The organism is Mycoplasma sp. 773 (assembly GCF_053851515.1).
Genome location: NZ_JBSQAV010000004.1, coordinates 20,036 through 42,896 on the forward strand (window position 1 = coordinate 20,036; position 22,861 = coordinate 42,896).

At 26.8% G+C, this 22,861-nt stretch carries 21 protein-coding genes and 1 tRNA gene; 13 read left to right on the forward strand and 9 right to left on the reverse strand.

Going from position 1 to position 22,861, the window contains the following annotated elements; translation table 4 throughout:
- Positions 1-61: 61 nt before the first annotated feature.
- The 4 genes from ACWXVJ_RS01245 to ACWXVJ_RS01260 all read left to right on the forward strand — a co-directional run bounded on the left by ACWXVJ_RS01245 (position 62) and on the right by ACWXVJ_RS01260 (position 2,865).
- Positions 62-583, forward strand: a complete 522-nt coding sequence (locus tag ACWXVJ_RS01245) for an MHJ_0274 family protein (protein ID WP_455966203.1) — start codon at positions 62-64, stop codon at positions 581-583.
- Positions 570-1,433: a CDP-diacylglycerol--glycerol-3-phosphate 3-phosphatidyltransferase gene (gene pgsA / locus ACWXVJ_RS01250; protein WP_455966205.1), complete on the forward strand. Its 864-nt coding sequence runs from the start codon at positions 570-572 to the stop codon at positions 1,431-1,433. Before ACWXVJ_RS01245 ends, pgsA begins: the two co-directional genes overlap by 14 nt.
- A gap of 208 nt (positions 1,434-1,641) precedes the next feature.
- On the forward strand, positions 1,642-1,797 hold the full coding sequence (gene rpmG / locus ACWXVJ_RS01255) for a 50S ribosomal protein L33 (RefSeq protein ID WP_455966207.1): 156 nt from the start codon (positions 1,642-1,644) through the stop codon (positions 1,795-1,797).
- A 15-nt stretch (positions 1,798-1,812) separates the two neighbouring features.
- Positions 1,813-2,865 (forward strand): aminopeptidase P family protein, encoded by a 1,053-nt coding sequence (locus ACWXVJ_RS01260; RefSeq protein WP_455966209.1) that lies wholly within the window; start codon positions 1,813-1,815, stop codon positions 2,863-2,865.
- Between the two features lie 73 nt (positions 2,866-2,938).
- On the opposite strand, the gene ACWXVJ_RS01265 is transcribed toward ACWXVJ_RS01260, so the two are convergent.
- From ACWXVJ_RS01265 to ACWXVJ_RS01290, 6 genes are all read right to left on the reverse strand, one after another.
- Positions 2,939-3,724: a hypothetical protein gene (locus ACWXVJ_RS01265; RefSeq protein ID WP_455966211.1), complete on the reverse strand. Its 786-nt coding sequence runs from the start codon at positions 3,722-3,724 to the stop codon at positions 2,939-2,941.
- Positions 3,725-5,038: 1,314 nt separating this feature from the next.
- Positions 5,039-5,884, reverse strand: a complete 846-nt coding sequence (locus tag ACWXVJ_RS01270; RefSeq protein ID WP_438340841.1) for a deoxyribonuclease IV — start codon at positions 5,882-5,884, stop codon at positions 5,039-5,041.
- 13 nt (positions 5,885-5,897) lie between these two features.
- Positions 5,898-7,439: an RNA polymerase sigma factor gene (locus ACWXVJ_RS01275; RefSeq protein ID WP_455966213.1), complete on the reverse strand. Its 1,542-nt coding sequence runs from the start codon at positions 7,437-7,439 to the stop codon at positions 5,898-5,900.
- Entirely contained in the window at positions 7,429-9,363 is a 1,935-nt protein-coding gene (dnaG, locus tag ACWXVJ_RS01280) for a DNA primase (RefSeq protein ID WP_455966215.1), read from the reverse strand. Before dnaG ends, ACWXVJ_RS01275 begins: the two co-directional genes overlap by 11 nt.
- Before the next feature lie 15 nt (positions 9,364-9,378).
- Complete coding sequence (locus ACWXVJ_RS01285) at positions 9,379-10,752, reverse strand: glycine--tRNA ligase (RefSeq protein WP_455966217.1); 1,374 nt, start codon at positions 10,750-10,752, stop codon at positions 9,379-9,381.
- A gap of 676 nt (positions 10,753-11,428) precedes the next feature.
- A complete protein-coding gene (locus ACWXVJ_RS01290; protein WP_455966219.1) occupies positions 11,429-12,007 on the reverse strand; it encodes a hypothetical protein in 579 nt (192 codons plus the stop codon).
- A gap of 367 nt (positions 12,008-12,374) precedes the next feature.
- On the opposite strand from ACWXVJ_RS01290, the gene ACWXVJ_RS01295 reads away from it, so the two are divergent.
- The 9 genes from ACWXVJ_RS01295 (at position 12,375) to ACWXVJ_RS01335 (ending at position 18,873) form a co-directional block, all read left to right on the forward strand.
- On the forward strand, positions 12,375-13,037 hold the full coding sequence (locus tag ACWXVJ_RS01295; RefSeq protein WP_455966221.1) for a 16S rRNA (uracil(1498)-N(3))-methyltransferase: 663 nt from the start codon (positions 12,375-12,377) through the stop codon (positions 13,035-13,037).
- Between the two features lie 108 nt (positions 13,038-13,145).
- Positions 13,146-13,580, forward strand: coding sequence for a 50S ribosomal protein L13 (gene rplM / locus ACWXVJ_RS01300; RefSeq protein WP_438340847.1), 435 nt, complete (start codon positions 13,146-13,148; stop codon positions 13,578-13,580).
- The gene (gene rpsI / locus ACWXVJ_RS01305; RefSeq protein ID WP_438340848.1) at positions 13,580-13,978 is read left to right on the forward strand and encodes a 30S ribosomal protein S9; all 399 of its coding nucleotides are present in this window, start codon (positions 13,580-13,582) and stop codon (positions 13,976-13,978) included. Before rplM ends, rpsI begins: the two co-directional genes overlap by 1 nt.
- 43 nt (positions 13,979-14,021) lie before the next feature.
- Positions 14,022-14,098: transfer RNA gene (locus ACWXVJ_RS01310), tRNA-Ile, on the forward strand.
- A 140-nt stretch (positions 14,099-14,238) separates the two neighbouring features.
- Entirely contained in the window at positions 14,239-14,505 is a 267-nt protein-coding gene (gene rpsO, locus ACWXVJ_RS01315) for a 30S ribosomal protein S15 (RefSeq protein ID WP_438340849.1), read from the forward strand.
- Positions 14,506-14,745: 240 nt separating this feature from the next.
- Complete coding sequence (msrB, locus tag ACWXVJ_RS01320) at positions 14,746-15,183, forward strand: peptide-methionine (R)-S-oxide reductase MsrB (RefSeq protein ID WP_438340850.1); 438 nt, start codon at positions 14,746-14,748, stop codon at positions 15,181-15,183.
- A gap of 161 nt (positions 15,184-15,344) precedes the next feature.
- Positions 15,345-15,872, forward strand: coding sequence for a tRNA (cytidine(34)-2'-O)-methyltransferase (locus tag ACWXVJ_RS01325; RefSeq protein ID WP_455966223.1), 528 nt, complete (start codon positions 15,345-15,347; stop codon positions 15,870-15,872).
- Between the two features lie 12 nt (positions 15,873-15,884).
- Positions 15,885-16,727: a ribosome biogenesis GTPase YlqF gene (gene ylqF, locus ACWXVJ_RS01330; RefSeq protein ID WP_455966225.1), complete on the forward strand. Its 843-nt coding sequence runs from the start codon at positions 15,885-15,887 to the stop codon at positions 16,725-16,727.
- Between the two features lies 1 nt (position 16,728).
- The gene (locus ACWXVJ_RS01335) at positions 16,729-18,873 is read left to right on the forward strand and encodes an SGNH/GDSL hydrolase family protein (RefSeq protein WP_438340853.1); all 2,145 of its coding nucleotides are present in this window, start codon (positions 16,729-16,731) and stop codon (positions 18,871-18,873) included.
- 126 nt (positions 18,874-18,999) lie between these two features.
- Here the strand turns inward: ACWXVJ_RS01335 and ACWXVJ_RS01340 are convergent, their stop codons facing one another.
- The 3 genes from ACWXVJ_RS01340 to ACWXVJ_RS01350 form a co-directional block, all read right to left on the reverse strand.
- A complete protein-coding gene (locus ACWXVJ_RS01340; RefSeq protein WP_455966227.1) occupies positions 19,000-19,206 on the reverse strand; it encodes a hypothetical protein in 207 nt (68 codons plus the stop codon).
- A gap of 470 nt (positions 19,207-19,676) precedes the next feature.
- The gene (gene ffh / locus ACWXVJ_RS01345; RefSeq protein WP_438340855.1) at positions 19,677-21,002 is read right to left on the reverse strand and encodes a signal recognition particle protein; all 1,326 of its coding nucleotides are present in this window, start codon (positions 21,000-21,002) and stop codon (positions 19,677-19,679) included.
- 1,108 nt (positions 21,003-22,110) lie between these two features.
- Positions 22,111-22,746: a hypothetical protein gene (locus tag ACWXVJ_RS01350; RefSeq protein ID WP_455966229.1), complete on the reverse strand. Its 636-nt coding sequence runs from the start codon at positions 22,744-22,746 to the stop codon at positions 22,111-22,113.
- Positions 22,747-22,861 lie beyond the last annotated feature (115 nt).

Sequence of the window (22,861 nt, forward strand, 5' to 3'; positions counted from 1 at the left end):
TTGTTTTGTAGTTTGAATGATATTAATATATAATTTTTAAAATATAATTAAGGAGAAAAATATGGGTAATGGACAAACTATTGTGTATGTCTTGCTCGCAATTGTTTTAGTACTTATAATTGCTTATATCGCTTGAAAAGTTACGAAAAATAAAAGAGCAAAAAGAAAAGCAGCAAAATTAGAATATAAAAAGAATGCTGAAACATTGGCGTTATATTATGAATATATTATGACTTATAAATATGTCATTGATTTTAGTATGAAACAGTTAGAGAAATTTGGTGCAAATGAATCCCAATTTAAAATGGGGCAAATTAAAAACGGTGTAAAAAAATTGCTAACCAAATTAATTAATAGAGAGGATTTTGCATATTCTTTCCAAAACGATGAGAAGTATACTCTATTTGTAGAACACGCTGAAAAATTAACAATAACTCAACCAAATTTGTGAACTAAAAAAATTAATGATACATTAGATTTTTTTGAAACTCAGTATATTGGCATTCCAGAAGATAAAAAAAATATAGCATTAGAAGAAAAGACAATTAATGCTATTGAGAGTCAATTTTATGAAGAAGATTAAAGATATTAAAAAAAGCAAAAATAATAGCCCACACATAAAAAAATTTGGTATTGCAAATTGACTAACAGTGTTGAGGATAATATTAATGATTCCTTTTATATTTTTAATGTCGTCCGCTTTCTTTTTAATTATTAAACACAATGGAACATTTTGATATGATGGAATTAAAATTGTTGGTAATCAAAAATACTCGATAACTTTATCAATCATATATTGATTAAATGTCTCAATATTTATTATAGCAATGGTGACTGACTTTATTGACGGACATATAGCCCGAAAAACAAAAACTATTTCGCAATTTGGTAAGATTTTTGATCCAATTGCAGATAAAATTGCGACAATAATGATGTTGTTATTTATATCAATAATGAACTACTCGTTCTTGCCAATTGTTGTTTTGTTTATCATCCGTGATATTTTGGTTGATGGTGCGAGAGTTTATGCCGTAAAGAAGGACATTAAAGTAGCAGCAAATTGGTGAGGTAAGATTAAAACCATTATTGTCTCACTCGCAATTATTACAATAGCATTTAGTGCACCATGATTTACTAATTTTGATAATGATTTAGGTAAATATGTTTCAAATGATAAATATATTCTTTATGTTAATATCCCTTTAATTGTTGGTCTTATTTTGTCATGGATTAGCGGCATTATATATTTAGTTAAGTATTTGAAGGGAATAACCAAGCAATATCTTGAAGACATTTCGAAAAAAAATAATGACGATATCAAGAATCCTGATATAACAAAAGATAATATTATTATTGATCCAATCCAAGGTGATAGTATAGAAAATAAAGATATAGAGCAAAAAAATAATTCAGAACAAATATCACATAATTAATCGCTTGTTAATAGTTAGCAATAGCAATAAAAAGTTATGTTATTAAATAATTTTTTAAAAAATAATTAATCATTTTTTTATGTTATCCTTAACATATTAAAAAAAGTAAATTAATAGCAAATTATAATATAATTTATAATTATTTTAAAATACATAATGTTATTTAAAGTATTCAAAAATTAAATATTTTAAAAAAGAAGGAGAAAGTATGCCAAGAGAAGGTTTAACATTAAGATGTGAGTCATGCAAAATGGAAAATTACATCACAAAGAAGAATAAAAAGTTGCATCCAGAAAAAATGGAAGTAACAAAATATTGTCCAAAATGTAATGAACATACAAACCATAAAGAAAAAAATAAATAGAGTTTAGGAGTTAAAATGCTAAAACAACAAATAACCAAAATTTTCGAAGAATTGAAGCTAGATGCAATTATCTCAGAGGCGCCTCAAACAAGATTATGATATGCTGGTATTCAGACAAGCGATGGTTTTATTGTAATTGAAAAAGAAAAAGCCTTTTTATTTGTAGATGGTAGATATATTGAATATGCAACTAAATTTGCAAAGAATGTTGAAGTTATTTTATTGGAGCCAGGAGAAGAAACACTATCGAATTTTCTAAACAAGAAAAAATATTCTAATGTTGGTATTGAATCAGATTATTTACATGTTCAAACATTTGAATATTTTAAAAAAATGATGCCAAAAGCAAAATTTCATAATGTAAAAGGAAAACAATTTAGAATAATAAAAGACCAAGAAGAATCCGATTACATCCAGGAAGCTTGTTTAATTTCATTGCAAGCATTAGAGGAATTAAAGAAAATTTTAGTTGAAGGCATGACTGAATTAGAAGTATCAAATAAACTTGGATATTTAATGCGCCTTTTTGGTGCTGAAAAAGAAAGCTTTGAAACAATCGTTGCATTTGGTACAAATGCTGCCGAACCTCATCATCATCCAACAAATCGTAAATTGGTTGATGGCGATATTGTTAAAATCGATTTCGGAGCGCAATACAATGGTTGAGCTAGCGATATAACAAGAACATTTTTCTTTGGAAAACCCAAGTCAGCTGAATTAGTTTCGATTCTTGATGTTGTTAGCGAAGCTCAAAAACTTGGCCGCGAAGCTGTAAAACCAGGAATTGAAACATCTGAGATTGATAAAATTTGTCGAGAATATATACAATCAAAAGGATATGGTAAATTCTTTACTCATTCAACTGGCCATGGTGTAGGAATCGATGTACACGAACTACCAGGAGTTGGCAGAAGAACAGGCAATGTGATATTAGAAGAAGGAATGGTTATCACTGTTGAACCCGGGATTTATGTAAAAGATTTGGGTGGGGCTCGTATTGAAGATACAATCCTTGTTACCAAAAATGGTTCTAAGATCTTAAGCCGCCCTGAAAATTACGAAGAATAATTGAAGTAAATTTAAAAGCAAAGGTAACAAACCTTTGCTTTTAAATTTTTTTATTGAGATTTCTTAAAAGATATTAAAGTTCAACCTTTTGACCATCAATAATTAATTCTACAAGACGAATTGACTGGATCTTATGGGTATCTGATTTAATTTCACTATTTAAAGAAAAATCAAAAGTGAATTTTTTGTTAAATGAATTTATTCTTTTGTTAGTTAGGGTTAATTTCTGTGATGTAAATTTTTGTGAAGATTTTTCGAAGGCGTTAACAACAATTGTTATTGTAGCTATTTTATTAAAATATGAATAATTATTTGTTTCAAATTCAATAGTTAATTTATCGTTTTTAAATTTTCCACCAAAACTCTTGAAATCTGTATCTTTTATCTTTAAACCGTTTGTTTGTCTGCTAAATTCTTCCTCACCGATAGTTGCGCTTCCAAAACCCAATAATTCAAATGTTGGCGGTGTTTGGTATTCTTTTGGTACATCAGCCTGTCCGAAAATCTGGCGATTAAAGTCCTCTAATTTAATGTTTTCTTTATCATATCCTAGCAATTCGAATGAAGATGGAACATCTGAAGATTCATTTTTTTTATGTTCTTCATTCTTTTCTTGTTTTTCTTGTGATTCATTATTTGAATCATCTTTAGTTCCTCCGGTATCGGGAGTTGTTTTATCGGATTTACTCTTATCAGGCATTTCTTGTTGAGGGGTTTTTGTTTCTGGGTTTTCTGGTTTCTTTGGTTCAGCTGGTTTTTCTGGTTTTTCTGGTTTAGCAGGATTTGCACATGATAGAGCTATAACTGGTGTTGCCAAAGCAGGTAAAAATCCTATAAAAAGTAATTTGCTTTTTTTCATTTTTCTCCTTTAAATACTATTTTGATGTAAGTATTTTACATTTTTTTTTTTTTTTTTTGATAATTCTCATCAAATCAATTAATGATCAATGGTGTTTGTAAATAACGCATAGGGTATGAATGAGTAAATATGGAAGCTAGCAGAATTAAATAAAAATTGGTATTACAGAACAATAAAATAAATTAAAAACATAAATAGTTTCTTTTTTAAATACAAAAAGTAAAAAAATCCATTCAGCGCGTAAATGATGATTTTGTTAGCAAGAAATTGATACATGCTAAGAAATAAGAATAGACAGAAATTCTATCTACTAATTAGAATGTAAATGGTTTTAGCTCTGATGTTACTAATTTAATTAATATTTATCTCAATGAAATTCTTTTAAGATAAAAATTAGAAGAAATAGGCGAGGCGCATTGCTATAATGGCGAAGTATAAATTAAATTCTAAAGGTGTTTTCATTGGACTAAGCAATACAAAAGAGAGTTGTTGGTTTTGGATGATATTCAAAAAATTATAAGGGCACATAGATCAAATGATTTTAAATCTATTATGATTGAAGAAGAACATTCGGCTTTTAAGTGTTTAGAAAATATCTTTAGATAAAAAAGGGGGTAAATTTGATAAATATATTTTAATCTTTATTAGTCAAAACCACGAAATATAATAATGCAACTTTGTTGTTAAACAACTAAAAACTAGCTATAAATAAATTTGTCGCATTTCAAAGAACAGATGTTACTTTATTTATTGATAATAAAGAATTTAGAAGTTCAATACTAATGTTATTAGATGAGATACTTCATTTTCTAGTTTTCCTAATAAAAAAATATCTCCCCCTCTGTAAGATTTGATTGAGACAAATTTTTAGATATATTAAAAAGGTAAGATAAACAATTGTTAATTGCTATTGTCATAGAGATAGATATTGTACATTAAGCGAAGATATGAAAACTAAATTTTATAACAATAGATCTTAAATTTTCTCTTTCAAATAGTTTGTCCGAAGGTTTACATTAGAAAATATTAAAATATGTATGCTCACAAAAAAGAAATGAGATAATTATTAGTACTTTAGATAAAATTGAGTTTAACAAAAACTATGCGCCAAGTTTTAGACGCATAGTTATAGAATATGTTATTTTTAAGAAATAACTCAAACACTATATTTCTAACAATGGTGCAATTATTACCTTTTTTAGCAAAAAACTATGAAGAAAAAATTTGAAACTAGATGTTTAAAATAGGATAGAAAAAATTTTAGATTTAGTCAAAGATAATAGACAAATTACAAAAAGCGATCTTAAAGATATTTTAAAATAAACTAGGCTCTGTGTTATCTAATAATAAAGCAATTTCCTCTTTATAAGGCGCTAAGTCGCCAATATATGGTGTTTCTAAAATAATGGGTATATTATCAAAATCAGGATCATAAACAAATTTTTTTAAAGTTTCTAAACCAATATACCCCTTTCCAATATTATCATGGCGGTCCTTCTTAGAACCTAGCGGATTTTTTGAATCATTTAAGTGAATAATTTTTATATACTTTAGAAAATCGTTGTCTTTTAAATATTTTTTAAAATTATCATAATCCCTAATATCATATCCAGAATCCCATATATGACATGTGTCAAGGCATATGGCAACTCTATCAGATTTAATTTTCTCAATTATTTCTTTTAATATTTCAAAATTATTACAATAATTACTTCCATTACCAGCCATAGTTTCTAAGGCGATTGTTACATCATTAGTTTTTGCTAAAACTGTTTTTAATGAATAAATTAAGCTACTTTTAGCTTCTTCTTTGCTAAAAGTAGTATGTGCGCCAGGATGCAAAACAATTATTTTAGCCCCTATAAAATTCATTCTTTTAATTTCAGAGATTAAAAAATCAATCGCAAACTTATTTTTTAGCGGGTTTGAAGGATTAATGATATAGGGTGCATGAACAATAATATCATCGGATTTAATTTTATCTGCATAAAATTTATTGTACTCATCATACTTGTAGTATTTTTCTTCAACGCGATAAGGGGATTGATTTGGCCCGAGATAAATCATCATGCAGTTAGCATTATTATGATGTGATTCACGTGCAGCGCCTAATAGATAGTCCGGTTTTGAAAACGAGACATGACTGCCCAACTTAATCATTTTTCACCTCGATTTAATCTAAATTATAACTTTCATTAGCATAGAACTCTTTTAATTGCTTACGTTTTTGCGGATGTCTTAATTTACGCAAAACCTTCGTTTCAATTTGACGAACTTTTTCTTTACTTACCCCTAATTCTTTAGCAAGTTCATCTAGGGAATGAGGACGATATGATTCTCCGTTTGGGTCAGAAATTCCATATCTTTTTCTTATTAATAATCGATCAGATTCATCTGTTAACGAATTAATCATTTCATTCAAAATGACACTCAATTCTTCTTGACTTGTAAAATTAGTTGGACTAATTACACTTTCATCCTTAACAAAGTCTGAAAAGCTTGAATTTTCTTCCTTCCCAATATTTTTATCAAGTGAAATAGGGTCAATGTTTATTTTTCTTATATATCTTACCTTATCAGCAGTGAATTCAGGTTCACCAAACTTCTTGGCAATTTCTTCATCTGTAGGAGGATAACCTTGTTCTTGTTGTAATTCTCTCTCAATCTTCAAGACTTTATTAATTGTTTCAACCATATGCACAGGGACCCTTACAGTTCTCGCTTGGTCAGCAACGGCTCTAGTAATTGCTTGTCTAATTCATCAAGTAGCATATGTAGAAAATTTATATCCCTTAGTATGTAAATATTTATCAGCTGCTTTCATGATTCCAGAATTACCCTCTGAAATTAAATCAATAAAGCTCAAACCTCTATTCTTATATTTTTTAGCATTATTGATAACTAGTCTTAAATTTCTTTTAATTAACAAATCGCGTGCTTTTTTATATGCTCATTTGTCACCATTCTCTCTAGCCTTAGCCATTTTTTCAGCTGTTTCTAATTCTTCCTTTGGTGTTAAAAGCTTACCATACTTGCCTATTCATCTCATATATCACTTAACAATATCGTTTGTTTCAGTTAATCTGTTTGACAAATTACTATTCTCAGAATTTTTTCTAGCTGAACCAATTTTTATTTCTTCACTATCATAGTTTTTTAATAGTTTTGATGCATCAAATTCATCATTAGATCTTCTGCTTTTTCAATTAACTTCACTATAATCATCATATTCGTTAAGATCATAGTCATATTCTTCATCTTCTTCATCATACGTTTCACTAATTTTGCTTGAAATATATTCATCATCTTCACTAAAGGTTTGATCTTCTTCTGCAGCAGAATTGATGCTATCATTTGGTACCAAGGTGCTATCATCATATTCAAAGTCATAGTCAATATCTTCGTTTTCAGCATCCTCATCATCAATATCTTTTAACATGCTTTCGTTAAATTCTGCGTCTTGAACAAAATTTTCAACATCATCGTTATCGCCTTCATCAACACTATTAGAAATAAGATTTTTTTCAAACAATTTAAGCAATAATAAATCTGCTTCTTCATCATCAACATAAAGTTTTTTCTTATAAAGAATATCAAAAACTTCCTCTTGAGATAGGGTTTTAAATTTTTTATCTTTATTTTTCCTTTTAACTACCTCATTTTCAATTACTGAAATAACATAATCTATTGATTTTTCTAAATTATTACTTGTCATCCTGTGCTCCTTTGGTATACATTAAAATCTGCTTTTTTGGTTTCTTTCGATTCTCAACAAATTCATCTACACGATCATATAGATTTTTGATATCTTTTTTTAAATTATCACTTGTGAGAGTTAAATTTTTTATCTGAATTGCTTGTTCTAGATATGATTTATATTCATTTATTAAATCAATGTTATTTGATATTTTTGCTTTACTAAGGTCGGATTCAATTACCGAAACAAGATTGGATTGACTTAGTTCTAAACCTTCCTTGTTCTTTTTGATAATATAACTAATTAATTTTCTTAATATCTTTTGTGAATCATCATCTAAATTAAGATCGTGAAATCCATCATTTTTTCATTGTTTGGCAATAAAGGGTTGATTTAATACTAGCAACAAAATTTCCTTTAATAGCATATAATGCCTACTTATTTCTTGTTTTAATATTGTTCTAGCATTAATGAATTTTTTATTTTTTTTATTAATACTTGGTGAATTTCCTTGCTTCGAAACTTCTGGTTGAAGGCTTGCAATATCATTTTTGATAAAAAAGTTATTATCATAATTTTCATTTGTATAAATACTTGGGTGATTTGTGCTATGTTTTTTTTCATTAATTTTATTTTTAAATAATGGATCTGATAAGAAAAGAGGATTAGAATTTTTATAGTAGTTTTCAAATAAATCGGCAGTTAAAATGTTTTCATTAATAAATCTTTCTTTGAGCATTAAAACTAATGAATTATCAATATAATAAACATATTCAAATATCTGCTTAAATATTTCATTTCTCTCAAATGATTGTTTATTGTTTAAAATATTTTGCTTGGCCAGTATTAATAAATATTCGACAATATCAACCTTGTTTTCACACATTTTTTTTAAAGTTAAGCCATTATCTAGATTATAAAGTTCATCTGCATCTTTATTTAATGTATTTATAACAAATTTAGCATTTAAATTGTATTTTTTTGAATAGTACAATATCATCCTTAAATTCTTTAGTGTTGCATTTTGCCCTGCACTGTCATTATCAAAAAATAATGTAATAGTTTTATTATTTAATAGTTTTAGATGGGCTGGTGATAATGAAGTACCCATAATTGCTACGGCATTTTTGAATCCAGCTTTAAACATGGCTATGCAATCAAATTGCCCCTCTACTAAGTAAACTTCTCTTTTATTATTTATTTCATCTTTTGCATGAAAATAATTAAAAATTACTTCATTTTTTCGAAAAACAATAGTCTCAGAACTATTTAAATATTTAGGGTTTTGTAATCCAGTAATGTCTCTACCTGAAAAAGCAATAATATTGCCTAATTCATCGCATATTGGAAACATTAGACGATCATTAAAAAAATTCTTATTTTCAATAGAAGATAATAATGATGAATTGGATATTTCAAACGAATCAAATTTATGTTCGATAAGAGTTTCATAAATTGACTTGTTTTTTGATGAAAAACCAATTTGAAATTCTTTAATTAAATTATCATTTAGGTTTCTTTTGTGCAGATACTCTATTAATTGGGCGCTTTTTTCAAAAGTAATTTGATATCTAAAAAAATTAAGTGCTACCTTATTGACTTCAAGAATTTTAGAATGTTCAGCTGTGATAGCGGAATTATTCATAAAATTGCCGAATTTGGAAATATCTAGGTTTTGTTTATTGACTAAAAATTTTAGTGCCTCAAAGGATGTTAAATTTTCCTTGTATTGAATAAATTTAATTACATCTCCGCCTTTTCCGCATCCAAAACATTTAAATATTCCTTGCTCTGGACTAACAACAAAAGATGGCGTTTTTTCGCCATGAAAAGGACAACAAGCCTTATAATTCTTCCCTTGCTTCATTAAAGTCAGATATTGCCCAATAATATTAACAATATCACTTTTAGAAATTACATATTCTCAAACACTTTCCTGCAAAATTAATTCCTTTTATTATCTGTTTTCTAATAAATAACTTGCAATTTCACTAATTGGTATTACATCTTGCTTCATTGTGTCTCTATTTCTAATAGTTACAGTATTATTTTTGGTTGTATCAAAATCAACAGTTATACAAAATGGTGTTCCAATTGCGTCTTGTCGACGGTATCTTCTACCAATAGAACCAGCTTCATCATATGCTATTCTAATATTAGTATTTTCCAATAAATTGTTATAAATTTCCTTGGCTTCCAATGACTGCTTTTTCATTAAAGGTAATATAGCAACTTGATAGGGTGAAATTTTTTTACTTAATTTTAAAATCACTCTTTCTTCTTTATCATCAATTTTTTCGACTGTATAAGCATCAATAATCAATGCAAAAAGCAATCTATCTAATCCAATTGAAGGTTCAATAACATACGGAATTATTTTGGTCCCATCGTCTTTTAAGTATTCAAGAGATTCACCAGAAAATTTCATATGTTGACTTAAATCATAATTGCCGCGATTAGCAATTCCTAATAACTCACCTCATCCAAAAGGAAATAAGTATTCAATATCGCTTGTTCCTTTTGAATAGTGACTTAATTCTTCTGCTTCATGTAGTCTTATACGTATATTTTCTTCCTTAAGACCTAATAATAAAACGAGTTTTTTACATTTTTCAATTCAATACTGATAAAAATTATTGCTATCTTTTTCTTCGCAAAAAAATTCTAATTCCATTTGCTCAAATTCTCTTGTTCTAAAAATAAAGTCACGGGGGGTTATTTCATTGCGAAAACTTTTACCTATCTGGCCAATTCCAAAAGGCAATTTAGCTCTTGATGTTCTAGTCAAGTTCTTAAAATTCACAAATATACCTTGTGCGGTTTCAGGTCTTAAAAAGGTTTCAGAAGAACTGTTATCAATTGCTCCCATTTGCGTCTTAAACATCAAATTAAATGGTCTAATTTCTCCTCATTCTGCACTTACGCCATCATATTTTTTAACATTTTTTTTAATGATTTTCTCTAATTCGTCAAATGTACATTTTTCGACATTAATTTCAGGAAATAGATCTTTAATAATATGGTCAGCACGGTATCTTTTATTATTAACTTTATTTTCAATTAAAAAATCAGAAAAATTATCAATATGACCACTAGCTTTCCAAACATTCTTATTCATAATAATTTTAGAATCAATTTGATAATTTTTTTCTTTTCTTATAAATTCATTAATTCATATATTTTTGATTTGAGTCATCATAGTAGTTGCTAATGGACCATAATCTCATGTATTCACAACACCACCATATATTTCTGAATTTTGATAAACAAAACCCATATTTTTTAAATGAGCGATAACATCATGAATATTTTTTTTAGTATTATTTGGCATTGTAACCTCATTACATTTTTTATATATTTATATAAAATTAATATAAAAATTGTATCATAAAACATAATAAATTAAGTTAAGTTGGCATTTAAATTTTGGACACAGCTATTTTTTGGATTTGCTTATTTCTTCTTTTATTCATTCCAATATTTCGCTATTGATATAATTTATATTTTTATAAATGACAATATTATTAACTTTTCTTTTATTATAGACTGATTTTTTTAAAAAAATATTTCCTAAAATGCTTATAAAACTTGTTATACCAAATTTATAAAATGCTTTGATTCCTAAATAAAATTTGTATAAAAGCAAAAACATATAGACAATGTTCCCTATAAAAAAATATGTAAATATTACAAAATTATTATTAATTTAATTTCCAGCGTCGTAACATAATAATCAAAAAATCAAAAAAAGACCCCGCAAGCAATAAAAAACAATAAAAGATATAAAGGGATATTTATTTTATGCTTATCCACCGTGTGCAAATGGGCATATTTTTTATCCATAAATGTAAAGCATTCGGCTTTTTATTTTAAGTTTTTTATCAAAAGTAACAATAATAAAATGAGCACAACATAATGGCGCAAGTAAGAACAAAAGAATATTTCTATTTTTTAAGTAATCCTAATCCATAATGTTGATTGCTCTTTATAATTTTTTTCTTAATTTATTAGTTTGGTAGAAATGATGGAAAAATGTCGTTGTTATTATCAATATGTGTTTGATTGAAAACAATTCTTTCAGTTCCATCTTTTTTTCAAAAAACAAATGTGTAATACTTTCCTGTACCTAACTTGTTTTCTGGCTTATCAAATTTAAATCTTAAAGGATATTCAACAGCAGCTCCTTCATCGGCTTGTGTCGATGCAATTTTTATATTCAAAGGATCTACTAATGTATTATCATTTCTTCCTTTAACTTCTGTGGCAAAGGCTAATCATTCGCCTTTAACACCTTCCACTGGCCGGTGGTGTAATCTGAATGAAAATACACCATCCTTATCTAGAAAATTTTCACTTGTTGCTGCCGCAAATAATAATGTTCTGGTTTTTACTTGACCATTAAATTTTTTAACACCAAAATTAGTAAAATCTAATGTTTGATTTGTTTTTTTATTTTCATTAATTTTAGGCCCAGCGTCTGGAACTGTATGTTCGCTGTTATTTGTTGGTGCACATGCAACTAATGTTGCAGTGGGTAATATCGGCAACAAAAATAGTGATGCTTTTAGGAATTTATTTTTAATCATATATTCTCCTTTATTGTTTTTTATTTGCTATTAGTTTAATATAAAAAAGTTAGATTTTTTCATTTTTTTTACAAAAATAACAATAAAAATATAAATACAGTTATTTAATTTATGTTAAATATTCCGAATTTCCGTTATATTTTTTTATTTTTAATGTTGCATTTATAATTTGGATCATATAAAAGGCCGCAATTGGATTAATTATTTAATTACATGTTTTTTTAGAAAAAAAGTGCTTATATTATTATTGTTTATTAAGTGTTTATTAAAAAAATAAAACTTATTATCTTTCTATCTCTAAAACTTTTATTTATGATTTAAGGATTAAGTATTAGATATTTATAAAAAATTTTATAATTTAATAATTATGTATAAATTTTTTAGCAGTTCTAAAAGTGAAAATTATTTCTCTTTAGATGAAGATACACAAAAACATTTAAAAGTAATCCGGATTAAAAATCAAGATTTTTTAATAAACTTTAATAATGAGTTTTACTTATGTTATTTTGAGTTTCCTAATAAGGCCATAATTAAGAAAAAGTTAAATATAGATAATGAATTAGAAGATGATTTAATTGTAGCAATCCCACTTATAAAACAAAATAATTTTGAGATTGCTTTACAAAAAAGCGTTGAATTAGGAGTAACAAAAATTATTCCTTTTATTTCAGAATACACAGATAAAACTAATATGCAAATAGAAAGCAAAATAAAGAGATTTAAAAAAATAATCCTTGAAGCATCACAACAATCTTTTCGAAATACAATGCCAATATTTGAAAGAGTTATGACCTATGATGAGATTATTAAACTAGATGTTAAAAACAAAATTTTAGCTTATGAAAATGAAAAAGATAAAAAGATAACCAAACGAAAAGGAGATACTCTTCTAATTGTCGGGCCAGAAGGTGGATTTTCATTAAATGAAATAGAATTGGCAAAAAAAGAAAATGTCGAAATCGTTTCATTAACCAAGACAATTTTGCGAGCAGAAACAGCATTAATATATATGATTGCAAAAATGAACTAATGAATTTTTTTTTGCTATAATAGTTTAGTGAAATTTATTTATATTAAGTTATGTATATAAATAATGATCATTAATTTTTAAATATATTTAAAACATGAAAGAGAAAGTATGCGTCAAACAACAATTATTAGAAAAGAAATAGTTGATAAAAAATGATACATCATCGATGCAGCCAACGTACCTTTAGGTAGACTTTCAACTCTTGTTGCTTCAATCCTTCGTGGAAAAAATAAACCAACATTTACTCCAAATGTTGACATGGGCGACAATGTAGTTGTTATTAATGCAAAAGATGTTCTTTTAACAGCTAAAAAAGATGAAAAGAAAATTTACTATCACCACACTGGATATCCTGGTGGTTTAAAACAAATTACTGCTGCAGATTTAAGAGCTAAAAAACCAATTGCTCTAGTTGAAAAAGCAGTTAGAGGTATGTTGCCTCATACAAAATTAGGCCGCAAACAATTTAAAAATCTTTATGTTTATGCAAATGCAGAACATAAGCAAGTATCACAACAACCAACACAAATAGAGGTTAAATAATGGCAGATAAAATTAGATACTATGGCCTAGGACGTCGTAAATCTTCCATTGCTAGAGTTTACTTAATTCCTGGAAAAGGCAATTTTGTAATTAATGGAAAAGAAGCGAAACAATATTTAAATTCAGAAATTTTATTAATGGATGCCTTAAGTCCATTTGGTGTTACCGAAACAACAAATCAATTTGATGTTTTTGCCAATGTAAATGGTGGTGGTTTAACCGGTCAAGCAGGAGCCATTAGATTAGGTATTGCAAGAGCATTATTAGAAGCATCAAATAATGAATATCGTAACAAATTAAAAGATGCTGGATTCTTAACAAGAGACGCTCGTGTTAAGGAACGTAAGAAATTTGGATTGAGAAAAGCAAGAAGAGCAAGACAATTTTCAAAACGTTAATTTTTTTGTGATATACTTATATGGGTTTATCCCATGTTTTTATGCGAGCATAGCTCAGTTGGTTAGAGCACACGACTGATAATCGTGAGGTCGATGGTTCAAGTCCATTTGTTCGCACCATTTCAAGAAATTGACCATAACACGCTAGTCGTGTTTTTATTTTTTTATGATATAATAAAAGCGAATGCCCTATATTGAGGTATTCGTTATTTATTCCTTGGTAGTAATTAAGATTATTGCTAGGTTATGAAAGGAAAAAGATGGTTTCTAAAATTAGAAAAAGCGAATTGGTAAAGCAATTTGGAAGAAATGAAAAAGACACAGGTTACTTGCCTGTACAAATAGCAATATTAACTGAAGATATTGAATCATTAAAAAAACACTTTGCTATTAATAAAAAAGATTTGCACTCAATGCGTGGATTTATGAGAAAAGTTAATCACCGTAAAGCATTGCTAAATCACTTAAAAAACGAAGATTATACATTATACCAATCAACCATTAAATCACTAAATATTAGAAAATAAATTTTTTCTATGTTACTTTTTAAGTAAAAAAATAGTGCTAAAACACCACAGATCTATGTATTTGTGGTGTTTTTTTTAAAAATATTAATATGAGCATATTTAATATTAAGTTCATCAAACTCATATTAAGTTAGAAAATTCCTAATTTACAAATTCTAAAATAATTTAAATTATGCATAAAATCATATAAAATCTTTATATACTTACTCAATATAAAATTATAAAATATAAGGAGGGTTTATGAATCCCCAAGAAAAAGAAAAACGTTTAGCACAACTAAGTGAACTTGAGTATAATGTAACGCAAAAAGCATTTACTGAGAGACCTTATATGAATAAATATAATAACCATTATGAAAAAGGCATCTATGTTGATATTGTTGATGGTACAGCATTATTTATATCAGATGATAAATTTAATTCTGGTTGCGGTTGACCAGCATTTTCTAAGCCGATAGATAATAGTCTATTGGTTGAATTGACAGATACTTCGCATGGAATGATTAGAACAGAAGTAAAATCAAAAAACGCCGATTCACATCTAGGTCATGTCTTCAGTGATGGCCCAAGAGATAAAGGTGGATTAAGATATTGCATTAATTCCGCATCTCTTAGTTTTATCCCTTATGAAGAACTTGATGAAAAGGGATATGGTCAATATAAAAAATTATTTAAATAGTTTTTTAATATCGTAGTTTATATTTATAGATTTATAAAAAGTTTGTTTATTTCTAAACCAAACTTTTTTTATTTACCAACATATCATAAAGATTGGATTAAATATTTGTTTAGTGAGTTTTATATTTGCTAATTTTTGCTATATATAGTAAAATTTTTACTATGATTAATATTATTCTATATCAACCTGAAATAAATGCTAATACAGCAAACATAATCCGTACATGTTTCGCTGCTAAAGCCAAGCTTCATATTATAAAACCAATAGCTTTTGACTTGCACCCTCATTGATTAAAAAGAAAAGCAGCCGGGCACTTTCTTAGTGAAATTCAACATGAAGTTCATCAATCATATGATGATTTTATTAAAAAATATCCTAGCAAAAATATTTTTTACATAACACGTTATGGTTTAAAAAATTATATCGATATTAAATATGATGAACTGGCACAGAAAGAAGGTGAAATATGAATTATGTTTGGCACAGAAAGTACAGGGATACCAAAGACAATTATGCAAACTAACATCGATAATTGTTTAAGAATTCCTATGAATTCTAATTGTCGTAGTTTAAATTTAGCTAATTCAGTAGCTATTGTTTTATATGAAATTTTACGACAAACAAACTTTAATGATCTGTCAATTTATGAAGTCCAAAAAGGCAAGGATTTTATATTAAAAAAAGAATAGAAAGGAAATAATATGATCCATTGATTTCCTGGCCATATGGCCAAACAATTTAGACTATTGCAAGAAAAACAAAAATTATTTGATTTATTTATTATTGTAATGGATGCTAGATTACCTCGAAGTTCTTTTAATGATGAAATTTTCAAAATAATTAATAACAAACCAGTTTTATTTGTTTTTAATAAGGCGGATAAAACTAATCTTGAAAAACTCAAACCTTTTCTTGAAGATTATAAAAAACGTGGTCAAGTAGTTGTTACCAACCTAAAAGCACAAAACACATATGCAAAAATTAATATTGCTCTAAATAAAGAGTTCCTAAAATTTAAGGCCAAAAATGATCAAAAGCAAAAACTTACTCCAAGCCTTAAATGTGTTGTTTTAGGTGTGCCAAATGTCGGTAAATCAACATTTATTAATATGATGTCAAAATCGAGAGCAACTAAGGTCGGGTCGATACCTGGTATTACGAGATCGGAACAATGAATTAATTGCAAAAATTATCTTTTGTTAGATACTCCTGGTTTATTGATGCCTAAAATCGAAAATAATGAAATTGGAGCAAAATTAGCCATTGTTGGATCAATTAGACAGGAGGCCATTGATCAAAACGAATTAATTGTTTCTCTTTATCAATTAATGTCTAAATATTATCCTGAGAAACTAGAAGAAATTAATTTAAATCCCACTTTTGATTTAGAGGATATTTTTGCAAATATTTCCAAATATGCAATGCAAAACAATTTATTACTAAAAAACGGTGTTTATGACATTAAAAAAGGCATCAATATGTTAATTAATCATTTCAAAAATTTAAATAATGTTATTTTTGATGCATATGAAGGCGGAAAATAGAATGGATGAGAATACGAAAAAACCCATTATCATAAAATATGTTGCCCTAGGCGACGCATTTTCAGCAGGTTATAATTCAAAGATTGGTTTCCCGACTAATGGTTATATGGATAAAAATGGTGAAATCAAAGGTTTATGCTTCCCATCGATGTTAGCAAATTTTCTAAATGATACGTCTAATTTACAAGTTGAAAGTTTTTACAATTTTGCTATATGTAATGCCTCATGTGAATTTTTGGAAGCATTTTATAGCAACAATAAAAAGGTCCTGAAAAAAATGGGGAGCAAATTAGACTTAATTCAGTCAATAGATTGATCCTCAAATAATCCATTTAATAACTTTTTTTCACCATTTTTGAAGGATTGAAATATTAGAAATAATGATTTTCAATATATCAATGAAAAAATTGCGGAAGCCAATTTAATTACTTTAACTATTGGCTTTAATGATTTTTTTTCCAATTTACCATTTCAAAAAATATTTCTTTTGACTAAATTAAATGGTGAAGCTAGAGATAGACAAATTTCCGTAATCAAAAAAGATATTGAAAATTTAAGCATTGTTATCGAAAATAAAATAATAAGTCTAATTTCCACCATCAGAAAAATTAATAACAAAGCAAAAATAATAATCACTAGCTACTCACCATTATTATTGAATTTAAGAAATACTATTTCATCTTTTTTAAACACTCAATTAAGCGACCAATTTGAAATTTTTGATTACCTACAAATTAATCTAAACAAAACAATTGCGGAATCTGCTAAAAAATGCCGAATTGATTTTATTAATATAAACGACACAAAATATTGGGAAGAAAATAAAAAATATTTATTTGAAAATATTTTTTCAATTTATCCAACTGAACGTGGCTATAAAAAAATAGCAATGGATATTTATGTTAAGCTTTTTCTAAATTTCAAAATGCTTAAAAATGATCTTAATAATCATAGTTTTACTAATGAATATATTTCCGACACCAAATATTGAGAAGACAACATCTATTCATATAATCCAATATCACAATGTAGTGAAAATTTAAGTTTATTTAAAATGATTTATGGAAAAAATAAAAATGAAATTCTCTTCAGACAAAATAAATCACAAAGATATTTTAACAATCTTTTACATAATAGAAATCGTATAACTGATTTTTGTTCAATATTCATAAGATATAGCAAGTTGCCAATAAGCGAAATGATCAAAAAAATTATTAGTCAGAAATTTATTTATGCTCCAGAACAATATGAGAGCATTGCTAAAATTCTTAATTTTTTAACAAATGAACGAAGATCAAAAGAAGCTATTCTAATACTCTTAAAGGATCATAAGGTTGATGACATAGTTTATATTATTGAATGTATTTTGCAAAAAAAGGCATTATCAAAAAAAATTATTAACTACAAACTAATAAAACAAGAATTAAACAACTTTTTCAAAAATGAACAAAATATGGTTTATGATGTTTTAAAATATCTTTTTAATTCCGGTTTAATAAATGATTCAAAAAAGGAATTCAAAGATATAATCCATTCCTTAATAAAAGATTCCTTAAATACTAGCTTTTTAACATATTTATTTAACATCAAAAATAATCAAAAATTTAATAAGGTAAAAGAATATTTATCTAGCCTAAATTCGTTTTCAGAATTTACTGATTTTTTCGTTGAATCTCTTATTAATTATTCTGATGTTTATGTTAAATTAAGAAATTTTGATGAATTATGAAAACATTTTATTATAAAAAATAAATATAATTTATTGTTTATATTTGACAAAATGTTAGTAGAAATTACAAATGAAGAGAATATAGACCATACTGCTAACTTTTTTATTGATGCAATTAAAAGCTCACTTCGCGTAGAGCTTGATGCAAAAGATTATAAAGTGTTAAAAAATGCAATTAACAATATTTTAAATATATGTAAAAATAGTCCTAAATATTTAAACAATGTGTTCTTAAAATTTCTTGATAATATTAGAAATCTTTCCTTATATAAACTTATTCTACACTCAAAAACTAATAGCAAAAAAACTTTTAAACTGTCTAATTTATTTTCTTTAAACATCTTCTTAGTAAGCTCAATTAAACTATTAAGAAATCTATTTATAATAAAGAAAATTGTTAATAAAAATAAAATATAAGATAAGGGGTATGAGGAAACATAGATAATTTTAAGTAAATCTTTAAAGTCTTCCTCAGGGTCATGACCAATTGTCGAAGCTTCTATTTCATCAAAAACTGTAGTTAATATTTCATTAAGATTTTCATTATCTTTGCTGCTTCTTAAGATATTTATAAAAAGATGAAAAAGGTTTGATCAAGAAACCTTTTTCATCAATTAATTGTTCTTTAATTTCATCATCAATTTGATCACCAAAAATATCAGCATAATTAAATAAAGAATCTGGATTAGCAGCATTTTCTGCATCATTAAAATATTTGGTAATGTTCTCAGGCGTGTATCTATAAAACAATGTAACTAAAATGTATTGCTTGAAGTCTCAAGCATCAACGCTTCCCCTTAAATTTTCAGCAACTCTTCAAATTGCACTATAAAGTTTTTTTCTTTCTTATTCTCTTTTGTTATTTTTTTATTTAATTGCTCCATTCATCAATTAATTTAGTAACATATCAACTGTTTCTTTTTAAAAAATCTTAACTAAATAAGAACTCACAGTAGCCAAATTAACACCTGCTTCAAAGCATTTATTAATATTAAAATCTTTTAAAAAAAGGTAATATTTTGCCATCGTTTTTGGCAGGATTAAAAGCCTAACCGGCTTTTACATTTTATTTTTAGTTTTTTAAATTTTGCCAATGCAGTAGGTTAAGCATTCGCAACTAAATTGTTTACTAATAATTTATGCATTTATAAACATATACAAAAAAATCTGAGCACATTTTATCTGGATTTTTTGTCCATGTTTTAATATGCCCATCTTTTTTATCCTAAAATACCATTTTTGATCTGTGGATTATTACCCAATTCCTTCATTTGTTTAGACATTCTCTCAAAATCATTTAATAACATGTTATACTCACGAGCACTTCTACCCGAGCCTTTAAGAATTCTTTCTTTTCGAGACGAATTCTTTAATAATTTAGGCATCTTTTTTTCTTGTTCAGTCATTGAATTAATTAGATATGTATAAATTTTAAACTTGTTTTCAGCTTCCTCTATTTTTTCATCGCTTACTCTGTCAGCCATTCCGGGAATTAATTTAAGAATTGCCTTCATCTTACCGAGTTTTTTAATTTGCGCAAGAGAATTCATTAGATCATTAAGATCAAACTTTCCGCTGATCATTTTATAGCCTATTTTTTTCATCATTTTTTCATCAACTTCTTCTGATGCTTTCTCAATAAGCGAAAGAACATCACCCATTCCCAAAATTCTATCTGCCATTCTATCTGGATAAAATAATTCTAGGCCAGCTATCTTTTCGCTAATCCCAATAAAGGCAATAGGAATTTGAAGAAGATGCGTTATTGATAGTGCTGCACCACCTCTCGCATCTGAATCCAATTTAGTTATGATGGTTCCATTTAAATTTAATTTTTCATGAAAAGCCTTCGCTGTATTAATAACATCTTGACCGCTCATTGAATCAATAACTAAAAATATGTAATCTGGTTTAATATTTTTTTTAATTTGTTCTAATTCATTCATTAACTCTTCATCAATTGCCAAACGCCCTGCAGTATCAACAATAACTAGGTCATTTTTATATTGTTCAGCTACTTCAATCGCTTGCTTTGCAATTAATAAGGCATCATTTTCCTTCTTTGTGAAAAAGTCGGTTTGAGTTTGCTTTGCAAGCTGTTCTAGTTGGTCTCTAGCAGCGGGGCGATATATATCATCACCAACTAATAGTGGTTTTTTGAATATCCCTTTTTTTCGAAGATAAAATGATAATTTAGCGGATGTTGTAGTTTTACCTGAACCTTGTAGTCCTACCATCATAATTTTTGTTGGTATTGCCTTTGGTTTAATTTCAATAGAATTGCTACCTAGTATTTTGGTTAATTCATCCTTAAAAATCTTTAAGACAGTTTGCTGCTGATTTAATTTACCTATAATTTGGCTATTTAATGCTTTCTCTTTTACTTGTTTTATAAATGATTTAACAACTTCTAAATTAACATCAGCTTCTAATAAAGCTAACTTAACTTCTCTTAAAATTTCTAAAATATCTTCTTCATTAATTGACAATTTTTTATTAATTTTATCAATTGATTTTTGTATTCTTTTTTGTATAAAATCTAGCATGTATTTATTATATTATAATAAGTTGATATAGACAAAATAAAAATACTAATACGAGATTTTTACTTATACTATCGAGTTAAATTACAATAATATTTTATTTTTTACTATTTATTACATCTAAATTTAATTTTGAAAATAACAAAAACATTTCAGCTGTTATATATCCTTATAAAAGCAAAAGTTTTTAAAAATTTAAACTGTGCCACAAAAAACTGAATGGGCAATTGAATGTAACTATTCAAATTTGTATTTTGCCACAATCTATCATTGCCCAATAACTTCATTGATAATTCACCTAGTTTGTGCCAAATAATAATTAATCACGCGTTGCCCTCATACAAGCAAAGGGCGCACCAATTAATTATTTCGTATTTCTTAAGTATAGTAAATTCATAATAAGCGATTTTATTAAAATAATGCTTAGTAAAAATTAAGATATTCAAATTTTGAATTTTTATTGAATAACCATTTTATGGTTTTATTTTTTGCTTTTATTAAACCATTTTCTCATTATATCAAACGAAGTTATTGAAGTATCTATCCTTCATTTTCATAATAGCATCTTAAAGCGCTTTCCTTTAGTAGTACGCTTTTTATTACTGCTGAATTATGCTTTGTTAAAATGTTTTCTATGATTTGTCAATAATTAGACCGCTTGTTATTTTCTTTGTAATTTAAAAAGAAATTCCTAATGGTTTTATCTATTTTGCACATTTTTTATGGTCTGAAACGTAAATATTTAACTATTTCTCTCTTCCTAATTTCTTTATTTTATCTCCTTAAGAGCAAAAAATCTAGACACAAATGTATCTAGATTTTTATAAATTTTTTAACAAACACAAACTCGTTATTATAAAATTTTAAGAACCGCCAGCAAATTTAAATAAAACCGATATAAATTTGATTGTTTTAAAATACTCCTTGCAAAGTTAAAAGAATTAAATATTTCTAATTTCTCTTTAGAAGTTTCTTTAAAACAAACCATATCCTTATTTTTAAAAAACCGATAGTTATCATCGTGATATAGGTAGCTTAAATAGAATGCAAACTTAAAGTTTTGGTACTTTTAAGTCATCTAGTTTTTTGTAAAAATAGTTATTATTCCTTCTTAACTATTTTTTTCCTTAGATTCTTTACTTTCAGGAGTTAATTTTAATTCACCTAATTTAATTTTGTCATCAAATTTAGGAATATTTTTTTTAATTTGATCTGGAAGATCGGTAATTAATTTTTGTAAATCTTTTTCTAAAACTTGCTTTTGAAGGTCTTCAAAACTCTTTTTAAATAGACCTTGAAATACAAGGACTTCATTTTTTTCAATTTCTTTAACCTCTTCTTCATCAAGATTATTTATCAAATCATCTTCTTCTGGTGTTGGCTCTGGTTTAGGTAGGGCTGGAGATGTAAGGGTATCCTCGCCATCCTCATCTTCTGTTTTGCCGTCAGGAAGGGTTTTTCCTAAATGTTCATTATTTTTATTATTTTCTTTTTTTGAATCATTATTCTTGCCATCATCTTTTGGATCCTTATTTTCAGGTTCAGTTTTGCCATTAATTTCTGGTTTCTTTTCTTGTTCTTTGCCTTCTTCATTCTTTTTAGAATCTTCTGGTTTCTTTTGATCATCTATTTTAGGATCACTAGGTTTTTTATCATTATTTGAACTGCAAGAAATAACAGTTGCAGCTGTTATAAAAGGTATTGAAATGCTTGCTAATGTTAATAAAATTTTGTTAGATTTCTTCATGATATCTCCTTAGATAAAATTTTTATATACAAAACAAAATTATAGTTTTTTTTTTTTTTTGCAAAATTTGGTAGCAAAATAGCAAAAATTTGTTTTTTTGTATGCCATAACATAT